General features: G+C 49.8%; 12 protein-coding genes. 7 read left to right on the top strand and 5 right to left on the bottom strand.

The features are described from left to right. Positions 1–141: 141 nt before the first annotated feature. From NG796_RS03875 to NG796_RS03860, 4 genes are all read right to left on the bottom strand, one after another. The gene (locus NG796_RS03875; protein ID WP_261204598.1) at positions 142–1,014 is read right to left on the bottom strand and encodes a hypothetical protein; all 873 of its coding nucleotides are present in this window, start codon (positions 1,012–1,014) and stop codon (positions 142–144) included. A gap of 115 nt (positions 1,015–1,129) precedes the next feature. After that, positions 1,130–1,717: a DUF1517 domain-containing protein gene (locus NG796_RS03870; RefSeq protein WP_261204597.1), complete on the bottom strand. Its 588-nt coding sequence runs from the start codon at positions 1,715–1,717 to the stop codon at positions 1,130–1,132. Between the two features lie 126 nt (positions 1,718–1,843). After that, positions 1,844–3,406 (bottom strand): pentapeptide repeat-containing protein, encoded by a 1,563-nt coding sequence (locus NG796_RS03865; protein ID WP_261204596.1) that lies wholly within the window; start codon positions 3,404–3,406, stop codon positions 1,844–1,846. Between the two features lie 145 nt (positions 3,407–3,551). Next, a complete protein-coding gene (locus NG796_RS03860) occupies positions 3,552–5,090 on the bottom strand; it encodes a pentapeptide repeat-containing protein (RefSeq protein ID WP_261204595.1) in 1,539 nt (512 codons plus the stop codon). Positions 5,091–5,942: 852 nt separating this feature from the next. Between NG796_RS03860 and NG796_RS03855 the strand changes: the two genes are divergently transcribed. Next, entirely contained in the window at positions 5,943–6,809 is an 867-nt protein-coding gene (locus NG796_RS03855) for a prephenate/arogenate dehydrogenase (protein WP_261204594.1), read from the top strand. A gap of 672 nt (positions 6,810–7,481) precedes the next feature. Then, entirely contained in the window at positions 7,482–7,793 is a 312-nt protein-coding gene (locus NG796_RS03850) for a DUF6679 family protein (protein ID WP_015149556.1), read from the top strand. A 296-nt stretch (positions 7,794–8,089) separates the two neighbouring features. Here NG796_RS03850 and NG796_RS03845 read toward each other — a convergent pair whose 3' ends face one another. Further along, positions 8,090–9,769, bottom strand: a complete 1,680-nt coding sequence (locus NG796_RS03845) for an MBL fold metallo-hydrolase (RefSeq protein WP_261204593.1) — start codon at positions 9,767–9,769, stop codon at positions 8,090–8,092. Positions 9,770–10,734: 965 nt separating this feature from the next. Between NG796_RS03845 and NG796_RS03840 the strand changes: the two genes are divergently transcribed. The 5 genes from NG796_RS03840 (at position 10,735) to NG796_RS03820 (ending at position 14,802) form a co-directional block, all read left to right on the top strand. Continuing rightward, entirely contained in the window at positions 10,735–10,947 is a 213-nt protein-coding gene (locus NG796_RS03840; protein ID WP_261204592.1) for a DUF2839 domain-containing protein, read from the top strand. Between the two features lie 494 nt (positions 10,948–11,441). Then, positions 11,442–11,804 carry a DUF1815 family protein gene (locus tag NG796_RS03835; RefSeq protein ID WP_261204591.1) on the top strand — a complete coding sequence of 121 codons (363 nt, stop codon included), beginning with the start codon at positions 11,442–11,444 and terminating at the stop codon, positions 11,802–11,804. A 228-nt stretch (positions 11,805–12,032) separates the two neighbouring features. After that, complete coding sequence (locus NG796_RS03830) at positions 12,033–12,947, top strand: alpha/beta fold hydrolase (RefSeq protein ID WP_261204590.1); 915 nt, start codon at positions 12,033–12,035, stop codon at positions 12,945–12,947. A 196-nt stretch (positions 12,948–13,143) separates the two neighbouring features. After that, positions 13,144–13,938 (top strand): creatininase family protein, encoded by a 795-nt coding sequence (locus tag NG796_RS03825; protein WP_261204589.1) that lies wholly within the window; start codon positions 13,144–13,146, stop codon positions 13,936–13,938. Between the two features lie 375 nt (positions 13,939–14,313). Continuing rightward, on the top strand, positions 14,314–14,802 hold the full coding sequence (locus tag NG796_RS03820; protein WP_261204588.1) for a hypothetical protein: 489 nt from the start codon (positions 14,314–14,316) through the stop codon (positions 14,800–14,802). Positions 14,803–14,909: the final 107 nt, after the last annotated feature.

The raw sequence follows: 14,909 nt of genomic DNA, 5'->3' as shown, positions 1-14,909 counted from the left end.
ATGGGGAGAACAACTGAAGTGGAAATTTTAAACATCCTCCCAATCGCCCCCATCCCCCCCATCTCCCCCATCCCCCCTATCCTCCCCATCTCCCCTATCGTAGAGTAGGGTGGGCATTGCCCACCCTACAGATAGCTGAATTTAACGGCGGCGTCTTGAGCCACCACCTGAGCGACGGGGGGCCGATCGCGTGGGAGAAGAAGAACCCCCACTGCCAAAACTGCCACGGCGGGGAGTGGAACTGCCGGATGAGTTTGAGGCAGGTCTTTGTAAGTTAGTACCACCCACACCGGACCCTGTAGGCCGAGAATTCGTAGTTCCCGAGGCGGGACGATTTACGGTACTGGGATTGGATCGAACCCGACCTGTAGTCCGTAATTGAGCTTGGCGATTTTTAACCGCTGGGGGTGGAGATTGGTAGCGGGTGCTATATTGCTGGACCGCTTGCTGATAAGAGTTGCCATAACCGCCATAACCCGTCATGACGACCCCAGGTTGATACATCGGGGGAACGTAATAGCGGGGGGTAAACAAGGCATTAGCCACCATTTGTCCGGCGATCGCACCGGCAAAGGGGGTCCAGAAACTAGATTGCTGGCGCACAATGACGGTTTGAGGTTGGCCGGTTTGCGGGTTGGTTTGGGTTTCGGTTACCGCGTGAATATATTCAATTTTGAAGTCTTCAGTCAAATGCAGGGACGCTTGACCGGACTCCACCTGAAGGTAACTTTTTTGACCGGCAGAGATTTCTTCCGGGGTTAAACTCGCCATCGGTAAATCATCGGTGCTATAGACCGAGGGGGAGGCATTGAGTAAAAACAGGCTATATTCGCCGTTAGCATCGTTATAACTAGCCTGCTGGACGGGATAGCGACCGTCAGCCATTCGGGTTGGGGTGACGGAGGCACTCGGGTTGGGTGCGCTGTAGGAAGACGAACCTGTACTGGTGCTACAGGCGGTAGTTGTCCAACAGAGCATGAATACCATTAAGACTGGGATTAGTTTGCGGAACATGGCGGAGGTACTGCATGAAATTGATTCAAGTCAAGATTCACCGGACCAAGTTGCTCAGTCCGGCTGCTCTTTCTCTTGATTGTAAGAGAAGACTATTTTGGATGACAGGGGGGATTTACAGGGGGATGAGTTCGGGAAAATACTCAAGGATTTGGTCTTCAGTGAGTTCTTCCCCGATCGCCGCTGGTGAAAAGTGGATTTGAATGCCGCGCAATCGCTGTTGGTAATGCAGGGCGATCGCGGCTTTGAAAGCTGCTTGTAAGGCGGTTACGTTAGAGAGGTCGGTTTCGAGTTCTGGGACTTCTCCCTCTGCCGCTAAGGTAATCATAACGACAACATTGCGAGTCACCGGGAGGGAGAGGGGTTCCTCCGGCGAATCGCCTAACCGGACCTCGCTACCATAGCGCGCAGCAGAATCGGTAAAGAGGTCGGTCCAATAATCCCCCGCTTCCCCTTCGTCCCAGACCACATCCCCCTCATTGGCGGCAGATTTCCAATACTCATCGTACCGCAAGAGACTTTCAGTGATTTCCACCAGGGCCTCCCCGAGGGTTTCCAGGTCTCCATCGCTATCGATTACGGGTCGGATCCCTTGGTTGAGGACCCCAAGTAGGGGGGCCACGTCATTTCCGGCGAGGTGGAGAAAGATTCGGCAGACGACGAACCGGGAACGGCCCATCATTTTTTTAAAGCGATCGCGCATAAGTCTCGATTGGCAAATAAACTCAGAAAAGTAGTGTTTAAAAACTCGACTCCCTGCAACGGGTGTCGGGTTTTTTCTTAAAACTTATAGACTCGTTCTTTCTATTTTACTAAAAAAATAGAGCGCTTAACTATCAAGATAGTAAAATCCATCAATAAACTCTACTAAATTATTGATGCTGGGCAAAGCAAACTTGGTGGCTTTCATGGTTGTGCCTGTGGCAGTTTTGACCGAACCCGATGGTCCGATGGTCCGTTTTCCGAAACTGCCATCGTAGTAGACTTGTAGACTTTGGTCACTCGAATTGGTCAGTAACACTTGGGTCGGAGATTCAAAAAAGTTGTAGTTATCACTGAGGGGAAGCGTCACCGGCGGCATTTGCAGTTCATTAACCGCATGAATGGTTTGACTGAGGGCGGTACTCAGTTGTTTAATTTGTTTAATGGCTTCCATGCTGTGACTGTTAATCGCGTAAGCTTGAAGCATTTTCATTAAAGTGATGATATTCTTCTGAGTGGCTAGGGCATTTTTAAAAGGGATAATGGCAATATAAGCCGTTGGAAAAATATCGCGATCGCTATCAATTTTAAACACCAATTCTGTGCGCCGGTAGCCTACATTAATACTAGGGGGATGAGGCATCCTTTCCGATTGACCAGCAATTTGATGGTAAACTTGAGCTAAGGTTTGATTAGCATCATGAGTTAAGGGAGCATCAATGATAATCCGAACCGTTGGGGGAGTTTGATTAAAAAATTTTTTAGCTTCTTCGGCGGAAAAGCGGTAGATTTGAGTGCGATCGCCATGAGGACTTAAGTCAACCCACTCGCAGGTAATCCCTTCCGTTTTGAGGTTGTAGCGGGAAACACCGTAGAGTTTTGCACCCGTTAGCGTTGCGCCACTGAGATCAGCCCCCATCCACTCTACCCGGATTAAATTAGATTGGGTCAAATCCGCATGGACGAAACTGGAATTAATCAGGTTGGCGTTACTTAAGTCCCCTCCTAGCAAGTTAGCTCCGCTGAGTTTTGCATCACTTAAATCTACCCAACGGAGATTGGCTCCACTTAAATCCGCCCAACGGAGATTGGCCCCACTGAGATTAGCCCCACTGAGATTGACCCGACTGAGGTTGGCGTGGCGGAGTTCTGCCTCGGTTAGGTCGGCTCCACTGAGTTCAGAGCGGCTCAGGTCCGTCCCGCTTAAGGTTGCCCGTTCCAAATTAGAACTGGTCAGGTTCGTACCCCGCATATCAGCTTCACTTAAGTTAGAGCCGCTCAGATTCACTTGTCGGAGTTTGGCCTCTCGGAGATCGGCTCCGCTGAGGTTGGCCTCACTTAAGTTGGCCCGACTCAGTTCAGCGCGGACTAATTCAGCGCGAATCAAAGCCGCTTGAATCAACTCGGCACCGCTGAGGTTAGCGCGGACCAGGTTCGCGACATTGAGAATAGCACCATTGAGCTTGGCTTTACTGAGGTTGGCCCCACTCATGCGAGCCACATTGAGTTTTGCGCCGGTGAGATCCGCCTCACTGAGATTAGTTCCGCTGAGATTCGCAATACTCAGAGTAGCGTTCCTGAAGCTTGCGCCACTGAGATTAGCTCGACTGAGATTGATCTCCGTCAGATCCATCCCAGAAAAGTCTCTTTCTCCTGCTGCATATTTTTTGATAATATCCTCGGCTTGCATAGGGTATTCCTGTGAAGAAAGTGCTGATGGGTTAGTTGGGTACGCGGTCAGGGGAGCCTTGAGGCCAAAAGTAGGAAAACAACACAGATGAAAGAGGGGAGAAAACTCAGACAATTAGAATAGCGATCGCTATGGAGAAGACATTTTATTTCTGGGAAATGGCATTAGAGGATAAGTGCAAGCCTTTGATAAAATTAACCAACAAGTTGACTGGGGGTAGAGAAAAATTGGGACTAGAAATAACGGGTCCCACCGGAACTCCGTTATTGCCGAGAGCGATATTAACCAGTCGTTTCCCAAAGTTGGGATTGTGATGGACATCTAAGGTGCGATCGCCGGAATTAGTCAACACCGTTTGCGTGGGAGATTGAAAAAACTTTCCCCGTTGAACAATGCGAGAAAAGGTTTGAGAATTTTTAATTTCCTTGACCTTTTCTCGGGCATTATTGAGTAACCTAGAAATTTCTTCCGATTCAATCATATCAACTAAATGCTCCAGATTCTCTTGGGTTACCCCCGCATCTTTAAAGGGGAGAATCGCCACATAAGCTGTAGAGAACAATAACAGGTCATTACCGATTTTAAAGCTCAGTTTTGTGCGCCTGGAACTCACTTCAATATTCGGCGGTTCGATTAAGTCGGGATAGCGATGAGCGATTTGATGGTAAGCCAAGGCTAAGGCTAAATGCGCATCTTGGTCGAGGGCCGCATCAATCAGGAGTTCTACCGTGGGTAGAGTTTGATGAAAAAAGGTTTCTGAGGTTTCTGGGGTAAAGCGGTAAACTTGAGTGCGATCGCCATTGGGACTCAGATCCAGCCACTCGCAGATAATCCCTTCGGTTTTCAAACCAAACCGCGACACGCCATGCAGTTTGGCTCCGGTTAAAGTCGCACCGGAAATATCAGCACCAGTCCAGTCCACTTGGATCATATTGGCGTAGGTCAAATCCGCGTACACCAAACTCGCATCCAGTAAATTGGCATGACTCAAGTCCGCACCTCGGAGGTTAGCGCCGCTTAATTTGGCTCCACTGAGGTCCGCACCGCGTAAGTTAGCCTCACTTAAATCAGCCCAGCGCAAATTTGCCCCAGAGAGGTCTACTCCCATGAGCTTGGTATGAGACAGATCTGCTTGGCGCAACTCACAATTTCTGAGGTTGGCTCCACTCAGGTCCGCACCGCTGAGGTTCGTCTCTCTTAAATTGGCCTGTTCCAGATTAGCCCCCATTAAAGAGGCTCCTCTCATGTCCGCTTCACTGACATTGGCGCTGACTAGGTAGGCTTGGCGGAGTTTCGCTTCGCGAAGGTTGGCACCATTGAGGTCCGCTTGGGTGAGGTTGGCTCCACTGAGTTCGGCACGCATGAGTTCGGCACGGATCAACGAGGCTTGAATTAACAGGGTTCCGCGTAGATCCGCCCGAACTAAGTTGGCAACATTGAGATCCGCTCCATTGAGATTGGCTCCACTCAGGTGAGCGCTGTTGAGTTTTGCAACATTGAGCTTGGCATGACTGAGATTGGCTCCAGTGAGGTCAGCACCGCTAAGATTGGCAATACTCAGGTTAGACCCACTTAGGTTCACTTCGCTGAGATTAACTTGACTGAGATTGACTTCAGTCAGCATAACCCCAGGAAAGTCTCTGGCACCAGCTACATATTTTTTGATTAGTTCTTCAGCTTCCATCGGGGCACCCTGAGAACAGCGGGACTTTACGGTGATAGCACGCTTGCATTACCATCCTAGCGGAAGAGCGATCGCGAGAGGAAAGTCCCCGCTTGTGGTACTGCTGAGTCGTTGGGAATTGTTCCCTGGGTTCAAAACTACGGGAGGCACTGTTCCCTACCATTGCAAGGGTCGGGTGATCGCCATCACAAAATCACCAAACGCACCCAGCGGGATAACTCCCACCAGAACACCGGCAGATCGACTCACTGTAACATTTTCTGACCCTCAATCTTCCCAATTGCTCCCGAGGCGATTCACCATTTTGACCCTCACAGGTTATCGGGTCATTCCCCTCCCTGTTGAAGGAGGAAAAGATTAAACCAGCCAGAGGTCAAAAACCCGTAGGAATTGCTGGATAGTGAATCGGGAACCCTGGCACAACTGATTTTTAGGGCGTCGGTATCGGATTAGACTTCTTGCAAAATACCAGATTGCTCCCCCTTTCCCCCCTTTAAAAACGCCCATCGGCTTGAGAGAATGTTGTAAGAAGTCTATTAAATAAAGAGGACGGTTACCCGGTTTCACCGACCCGATGGGTTGCTGATTAGCCGGGTGTGCTTCAGAACCGGGGTTGTCTTCCTACCTTGGTTTCGGGGTTCTAGGGAGCGGTATTTTAGATGAGCAATCGGTGGATGATTCCCCTTTAGGGGTAAGGCGATCGCCGAGTTGTAACTGGAATGAATTTTAGCGGGTTCCCTTCTCACGGACTGGACCCAAATGGGTCCCCTCGGTTCTGGGAAATGGCGATGGGATTCGGAAGCAGCCAACTGGGGTCATAATAAGTCGGAATTTAGGGATTATAAAGAGCCGATGAACGTTGGAATTGTGGGTTTGGGTTTAATTGGAGGTTCCTTGGCGTTGGATTTGCGATCGCGGGGTCACCGCATTTTAGGGGTATCCCGTCGCCTCCAAACTTGCCAGGAAGCTGTAACGCGCCAAATCGTGGATGAGGCAGATGTAGAGATGACCCTGATGGCAAACGCCGAAGTAGTATTTATATGCACGCCGATCGCCGCGATCGCATGGACCGTAGAACGACTTGTCCCCCATCTCAACCCTACCGCTATCATAACGGATGTGGGCTCGGTGAAAATGCCTGTGGTCGAAGCGCTTACTCCTTTATGGCGCAACTTTGTCCCAGCGCATCCAATGGCGGGGACAGCAGAAAGCGGACTGGATGCGGCAGTGCCTGATTTATTTGTCGGACGTCCTTATGTGATTACCCCCACGGAAAATACCCCGGATAGCGCCGTAGAAACCGTGACGGAGTTAGCTCGCTCTCTGGGGTCCCAGGTCTACCAATGCAGCCCGGAAGACCATGATTGTGCCGTCGCTTGGATTTCTCATTTGCCGGTGATGATTTCGGCAAGTTTAATCTCCGCCTGTATGAAGGAACCTGTAGGGAGTCGCCTGAAATTGGCCCAACAGCTTGCGAGTAGTGGCTTTCGGGATACCAGCCGAGTTGGTGGGGGGAATCCTGAGTTAGGGGTGATGATGGCGCAGTACAACCGAAAAGAAGTTTTGCGATCGCTCTATGCCTATCGGGATCAACTCAACGAGTTCATTGGGGCGATCGAGTCAGAAGACTGGAATGCCTTGACTGAGGCCCTAGAACAGACCCAAAAACATCGCCGGTTCTTTGTGGGAACCCCAGACAGCCTAGAGCATTCGCCATAACTGGGGGTGAAACCCAGACCGTTCAGAACCCCGGTGTGCTGGAAATTCTAGGTTCTTTCTTTGAGGGAGTTGTCTCAGAATGACTGAAAATCGGTACAATAGGAAAAAGAAGCTACCTAATTATTCGAGTTGATTAAAGCGTCCAGGCACCGAGTTAGGGGTCAGTTACCCAAGTCAATCCCTCGAACTGACCCGAACGGGCCAGCCTTGAGGCCCACCCTGCCTAACTGGATCGAGTTCCTAACGGGGGCGATCGCAACAGGAGGGGGAGAGACGGCAACCGGACCCGCCCCTAAAAACCGTCGGACGATCGTACAATCCTTAGTTAAAATCCCCTTCCCACCTAACTTTTGTTCGCCCCCTGTTTCAAAATTCGAGCTTTTATCAATTTCTCGCTCCGATATCCCCCCTCGGCGAGGGCGATATTTAATTGGGATTGGTACATTGCGAGCAATATTGACGGGTTTTCAAGCTACACTGTCAAATTAAATCGGTAGCCATCAACCCCGAGGTGGAACAGTTCAACTCAAGCCATGCATTATGGAAACAATCGGAACCCCATCCCGGTCCCACCCTCACTTTGGGGAACTGGTGCGATCGCCGGGGCATTCTCGCTTTGGTGAGAAATACGATTTAGCAATTGAAAAATTATTTGCTCAGGAGAAGCCACCTATGCTACACCGCAAGATTTATCAATTCTGTTGCGATGGTCGTGAAGTCAGTATTTTCTTGCGGGATCAGCAGCGTTGGATTGACGGTGTTCGCATTCTTGACATCGAAGGAGATTTAGTCACCATCCGCTATGAAACTGATGAAGAAGATGAACTCTCTTCCTGGGAAGAGATGTTTCGCCTCGAAAGCATCGGTGCCGTTAGCCAAAAAATTGCCTGCGTTTCGCGAGGGAATGTGGAACCTTTGGTATCAGATGACTGTCCCGAAGCCGAACAAATTCCCAAACGCTCTCCCGACTTGAATCAAGAATAATCTCAACAGTCGGTTTTGCCTTAAACCCTACGGTTTCCAGGTCACCGGGCGATCGCTTATGTTCAGCAGTACAATAAACCGGGTTTTTGTTTACCTCTAACTGAGGTCATCCCCATTAACGGGTAGGAAACCTGGTTTCTTCTCCCCTCCCCTCTGCTGGACCGAGGCGATCGTTAAAAATCCTTAGAACAACAAGTTGTTAATCATAGCCTTAAGTGCCACTGGGGTACTTAAGGCTATAATTTTGGACCTAAAGCCTGACCCTGCATTGGGTATTAACTTGATCCGGTTATGCCTTACAAACCGGGCGGCGAAACGGGTGGAACCATCGCCGCCTCGAAGGCGGGACAATAGCCATCGGGAGTCACCTTAAACCCAAATAACGGGGAAATCTGATTCCAACAACGCTGGCCCCGATAATACCGACAGTTTCCGCAACATTCTATATTCGCATTGACGCGGGCGGCACTCCCTTGGGAGAGCAATTCTCGTTGAGAAACCCCACGCACCACTAATTCCTCACCCTGCCACCGTGCTTCGATTAACCCCGTATCAGAAAACTTTTGCCAACGGGGATCTAATGCCAAGGTTTGGGATAGGGAAAGGGTAACGCTGCCTGGATGTTCCGTGAGTTCTCCCGGATAAATTTCCGCAGGGGTCACGGGTTGCAAAATCGTCTCGCCGATCGGGAGTTCGACTAGATTCCCCGCTTCTGGAGTATGTAGGTGATAACGGTTGCGGAGTTCATCCAAGTTGGTCAAGTCCGCTAGATAGGCGGGGGAACCGTGGATAAAGACGACGTGCTGGGGATGTAAATTATGAATGAGTTGGGTGGTGCTATTGCCGTCACAATGTTGGGCGAGTAAATAGGTTTCCAGGGTAAAGCGGGACTCGGGGAGATGGGCAAATAAGGACTCTGGGTTATAGCGCTGAGGTTGTCCGGGATATTCGGGGAGTAAAATCAACCAGGGTTGGCGATCGCCTCCCTCAAAATTTTTGAGGTTGCTGCTTAATTCCGTAAGCAGGACACAAGGACCTTTTGCTAGTTCGGAATGGTGCTCAGGGAATAAGCGACGCACCCTCGGACGGATCCGTTCGTCCCAAAATAAGGGTTGATGGCGGGCAAAGTTTTGGACTGAGGCGGGGAGTTGGGGCAGGAGTTCTAAATAAATATCACAAGCATCAGCAACGGTTCCTTCAACCCAAATATCCAGATCCCGCCCGGTGAATTGGTGATGACTCCGCAGCAGCATGAGGATTTCTTGACCTAAACCCACGGTGGGAGTGGGAAGGAGGACGGATTGACCCTGGGCGATCGCCCGTTCAATGCGTTCAGCCAGTTGGTTTTCCTGCGATCGGCGATGGGGAAACCGCGAGGTTCCATAACTCCCTTCGACAATCAGCACATCGGGATCTAATCCCCGCAGTTCATCGAGGGGTAATCCTTCCACTAAGCGAGAATTGGAAAGGAAAAAATCTCCCGTATAAAGCAGGGTATAGGGTCGGGGCGGTTGAGGCGATCGCCCAGAGGGGGTGGGGGTATAGCTCAATAAAATAGCCGCTGCCCCGGGGAGATGACCAGCGGGAAATAATTCAGCGGTCAATCCATCCAGAAATTCGACTGGAGTGCGCCAAGGTAAGGCTTGACAAAATCTTAAGCGATCGCGTTCTCCCCCGGGCCAGTTCAGGGGCAGGAGTTCCGTCGTGACTTCACTGGCATAAATTGGTAATTGGGGGAATGCTTGATGCAGGTCCCATAAACCCTGGGCATGATCGGCATGAGCATGAGAGACCAGCACTAAATCTGCCGGTAGGGATCCAGGGCCACTGCCCTTTTTCTCTAAACCCGCTTGTAAGGGTGAGATATCTCTGATGCCACAGTCAAGGAGGATGCGATAGGGTCCCATCCGCACCTGTAAGGAGACGCCCTCATCTCCATGACCGACACTATAGGGTAAACATTCAAGCTGATCCATTTACGCTGAGCACACCTGAACATCGCCAAGCAAGTCTGGAATGATAGCGGATAAAGGGGGGGTGATTCTACCCCAGGTACGCGGTCTCAAGCGGTTCCTGTTCCACCCCGGAAATACCAGAATTCTTTGGACTTTTCTCGGGTGGGATTGATAGGGGCGATCGCCCTGATCAGGTTTGCGAGTCAATCCTTCCCGACCTGGCAACAGTACAACATCTTGTTTCCAGCCCGGTTCGGGTTGGCTTTGAGGATAACTTCTCATAATAGAACACCCAGATGAGACAAATGCTTGGCTCACCGGGCTACCGAATAAGGCTGGATTCTGTTCTATCGAGAGAGATCTGTTACTCAGGTGAATCACCTCCTTGAACCGATTGAATTTCTGGATGTTCATCCACTGACCAAATCCCATGACTTAGATTTGATGCTACCAAGGAAGGGGATCATCCTCAAATCCTTTTTTGCTCCCCTCCTTTGGTAATGGGGTCTTTCCTATCTGGTTTTCCAAGACAGAGGGGGCAACCGGGAGGGGACTGATCCCTAGGCAGTCCATCCGTTAGGGCTTTGTCAGGAAATCCTATCCTAGGGCATCGGTACAGTCGAGATGAAAAACCGAGTTAATTGACCCAATCTCTACGAAAAAAGCAACCTTCTTAGGGTCCAACCCCGGTTTGGCGTCAGATGGATCACCTCTCTACCGCGAAGGCCCAGGCTATTGAAACTGAAAGACTAAGTAAAGTTTGGCAACAAAAGTGAGCGATCGGGTAGGAAATCAAGTTAATATTCAGAGGGTTGCTATCAAATCCTCATCCTCTTCGGCACGAAGACTCGCAACGGGCCGGTTCCTTTCGATAGCAACGGGGAATGAAATCATCAGCCTAACCTGGATGCTGGGCATGAGGGCGGGGGCTTTCCCACTGGATCCGTTAGCTCAATTGAAATTCTACCATTTCTACTCTCTTTACTATGGGTGAAGCAAAACGTCGCAAGTCAACGCTCGGAGATCAGTATGGCAAAGAGCCTAGAATCGTCCCTTGGTTGCCGATTACTAAAAGTCAATCCGAACAGTTTGTGAAGTGGACCGTCCAAGGAAGTTGGTTCGGCATTGGTTTTTTGATTGTGGCTTGGTTAATTGTTCGCTTCATTGGCCCTTCACTGGGTTGGTGGGAAGTGAACTAAATTGACGGTTTCAACCGAATTTAGGGGCGATGTAACGTGGAATCTCTGTACCGAGTGGCATCCCGAGAGGTCGATTGGTATGGAGGCTAACGGGGTCCTTACCCCGCTTAGACAATCTCAGGATTGAGAATCTCTCAAACAATTATCTAATCACTCTGATAAGAATTTCCTATTCGCATGGGCGATCGCCGTAGGCCAGCCAGCCTCCATAGGTTTTAGGAAATTTTGGGTCAATCTAGGCAGGTGGAAGCACTCCGGAAAACCCTGGAATTCTGCTGAATCTATGACCTATCCAACTATCAAGTGTTGTAACGGATACCTCCTCGGACGGGTGAATCACGTTAACTTAGTGGCATCCCTTCCGTTGGCTGTTTACAATTGGATTACCATTGGACAGATGGGGCCCTACATATTATATCGACTCCAGGAGGAGGTCAAATCTAAAAAAAACATTAAAAAGTTCTAAACTGTGGTGTGGTGATAGGAGAAAGTAAGTGTTTATCAGACTCGCCGAACAGCACCGTCAATTTGTCAAGGATCTCGTCATGAACCTGCAAGCCCTAGCGATCGTGCTAGAGCGTCGCGGTTACCTAGCCTCTTGCTATACCTGCGGAGGGCAAATGAACAGCGCCTCTTTTATGGTGAGCCTAGGAGAAGATCACTTGATTCGGTTTTTGGTGTCGGACTACGGGATTACCTGGACAGAAATGCGCGACGATCGCGAATTAATGAAATTAGAGGGCGCAGAAGCAATTGCCCAGCTTCAAGAACTCGCCAACCTGGTCAAATGTCAAATGAGAGTCATTCCAGACCAGCCTGATCTGGCAGTGGAAGACGTAAATGAGCAGCTTGTGTAGCAACACTGGTCTAGGCTCGCCCTTGAAGGGAACCCGATATCTCAATCTCCTGGGGGTCGATCAGGAGAACATCGGGTTTACGATGAGAGAGCGGGCTAATTTTTTTGGGGCTGAAAAATGTTAGGCTGAAAGGACGGAACGACAAACGCCACGGTAACGAGCGCTCCTGGGGTTTATCTGGCTTAAATTGACGTTTCGCGATCCACACAGCCAGTTTGCAAAAAAAATATGACCGCCCTAGAAGCTACTTGGGAACATCATTATGTTGAAACGAACCGGATCCGCTTGCACTGCGTGTCCCAAGGACAAGGGGAACTCGTTCTCCTCTTGCACGGATTTCCGGAATTTTGGTATTCCTGGCGCTATCAAATCCCGGCGCTTTCTCGATATTTTAAGGTAGTCGTTCCAGATCTGCGCGGCTATAACGATTCGGATAAGCCTGATAGTGGCTACGATCTGGATACGTTAAGTGCAGATATTAAAGGGTTAATTGAAAGTTTAGGATACGTCAAGGCCCATATTGTGGGTCATGATTGGGGAGGGGCGATCGCCTGGCACCTGGCTGAACGCTTTCCCAATTGCCTCGATCGCTTGGCGATTTTAAATGCACCCCACCCCCAACAGTGGTTACAGGCAATGGGAAGCAATGTGGATCAACTCCGCCGCAGTTGGTATGTCCTGGCATTTCAGGTTCCAGGAGTCCCGGAGTGGTTGATTCAGCAAAACTTAAAGGATTTTGTCAAAAAAGTGTTTCAGGAACAAGCGATCCGCAAAGGGGCGTTTACCTCGGAACTGACTAAGATTTATCAGGAAGCATTGGAAAAACCGGGAGTGCTCTCTGCGGCGATTAATTATTATCGCCAACTGATGTCTCCCTTGAATTGGGTACAGAACTTAGGGCGATCGCCCCATTATGTCACTGCACCCACCCTGGTATTGTGGGGAGAAGAAGATTCGTTTTTGAGCAATAAGTTAACCGATGGATTTGATCGCCTAATTAAAGCTCCGTTTCAACTCAAGTTGGTTCCCCATTGCGGTCACTGGATCCAGCAGGAAGTTCCCCATCTGGTTAATCGAGAATTACTCTCCTTCTTACGCGCCACATCCCATCGGGGACGATTGATTGGGAAGATGGAAGAATGATGGGAGATAGGGAAGATGGGGGAGATGGGGAGGATGGGGAGGATGGGGAGGATGGGGAGGATGGGGAGGAGGGATAACGACTGAAGTCGTGACGTTGAACATCTCCCCTATCTCCCCCATCCCCCCATCTCCCCCATCTCCCCCATCTCCCCCATCTCCCCTATCTCCCCTATCTCCCCCATCCCCCCCATCCCCCATGCACGGCTTCATCCCCCCTGAGCGTTTTTTTGCCTATCTAAGTTGGACGGATATTGCGGCGATGCCAGACAAAGGGAATGTTGTGGTGATTCAACCTTTGGGGGCGATCGAACAACATGGTCCTCATTTGCCTGTAATTGTTGATAGTGCGATTAGTATGGCGGTTTTAGGAAAAGCTTTGGAACAATTGAGTCCGGAAATTCCCGCCTATGCTTTGCCGCCGTTATATTATGGAAAATCTAATGAACATGGCAATTTTCCGGGGACGATTAGTTTGAGTATTCAGACGCTTTTATCGACCTTAATGGAGATTGGGGAGAGCCTTTATCGGGCAGGATTTAGAAAATTAGTGTTCATGAATTCTCATGGCGGTCAACCGCAAGTCGTGGAAATTGCGGCTCAGGATTTAACAGCGAAGTATCCAGATTTGAGGGTATTTCCCCTATTTACTTGGCGAGTTCCCAATGAAAGTAAAGCGCTTATTTCTGAAAAAGAGCGGAGGTTGGGAATGCACGCAGGGGATGCAGAAACGAGCTTAATGTTAGCAGTTCTGCCGAATTGGGTGAAGATGGAAAAGGCCGTGGCGGAATATCCCCCAGAACGTCCAGAAGGGAGTTTGTTAGGAACAAAAGGGTCATTAACCTTTGCTTGGTTAACCCATCAAATCAGTAAGAGTGGGGTGATGGGGGATGGGACAGCAGCGACGAAAGAGAAGGGCGATCGCATTTGGGAATCCTTAGCCCAGGGTTGGGTGCAAGTGATTCAAGAGGTGTATGAATTTCGCTCGGAATGAGGGCTGGATTGATGCGGCAGGTGCAGGAATTAAGTGAACCCTTTGACCTCTCCACCTCACTTGTTCTTAAACACTCTAAAATCCGCAGGGATTCTGCAACCTAAATCCCCAATCCGTCCATAACAATGCCCATAGCCTTTTTAGGGATGGGCCAGAGTGGGATTAACGGCAGTTTTAAAAAGGCTAGACTTAAACAAAAAGTGAGGTTCGAGAATACCGTTAAGGCTGTATTTGATGCGGGTCAGATGGCAGCCGATGAACCAAGTAAAGACAAAAAAGTTTTTCTATTGTTCCCTTCTTATAATTTTTACAATAAAGATGGACAGTTGGCCCAGTATAAGTCAAAATCAATGGGCGGACTTTTAGAGGAGAATTATGCGGATTTTGCTGGGTGGACTGTTAGCCAGCTTTGTATTATGGGCATTTCCAGTATGGGGACAAATTTCCGAGTCCCAAGTGGTGGCGTTGGTGGAAGCACTGCGCTTGGTCACATCCAATTCATCGGGGAGGGATGATGACGTTGAGAATGCCTGGAATATCAAACCGGCAAATATTAGTAGGTGGTCAACGCTCTGTATTGGGGAGGAATTAACCCCGGAACAATTTAATGCCGATCGCATGAAGGCGCAAAATATTTTAGTCTGCGTGATGGAGGACGTCTTGCGGGCTGAGTATCCGCGCAGTGGCAACGATGAAGATATTGCCGTTCGTCGTGCGGCGGCTTGGTGGGTTTCGGGTGATGGGAACTTGTACGATCGCGGTGAGTTTGGTGACTATACTCAGCAGGTCCTTGAACTCTATCAAAATCTTCGTGCCCAGCCCAGTGATTTTCTCCCCACTCGCTCTGCTAAAACCCTCAAATAAGCAACGGCTTCTGAACGGATCGCCGTTGGCCCCAACTCCTCACACCCTTATCAAACGCGATCTGACACAGAACCCCGAGGGGAAGAGGGGAAATTTTGGTCTCTCAA

It is taken from the genome of Laspinema sp. D2d (assembly GCF_025370755.1).
GTDB lineage: Bacteria > Cyanobacteriota > Cyanobacteriia > Cyanobacteriales > Laspinemataceae > Laspinema.
The sequence above is the reverse complement of the archived record's forward strand: the minus strand, read 5'-3'. Positions and strand labels throughout refer to the sequence as shown.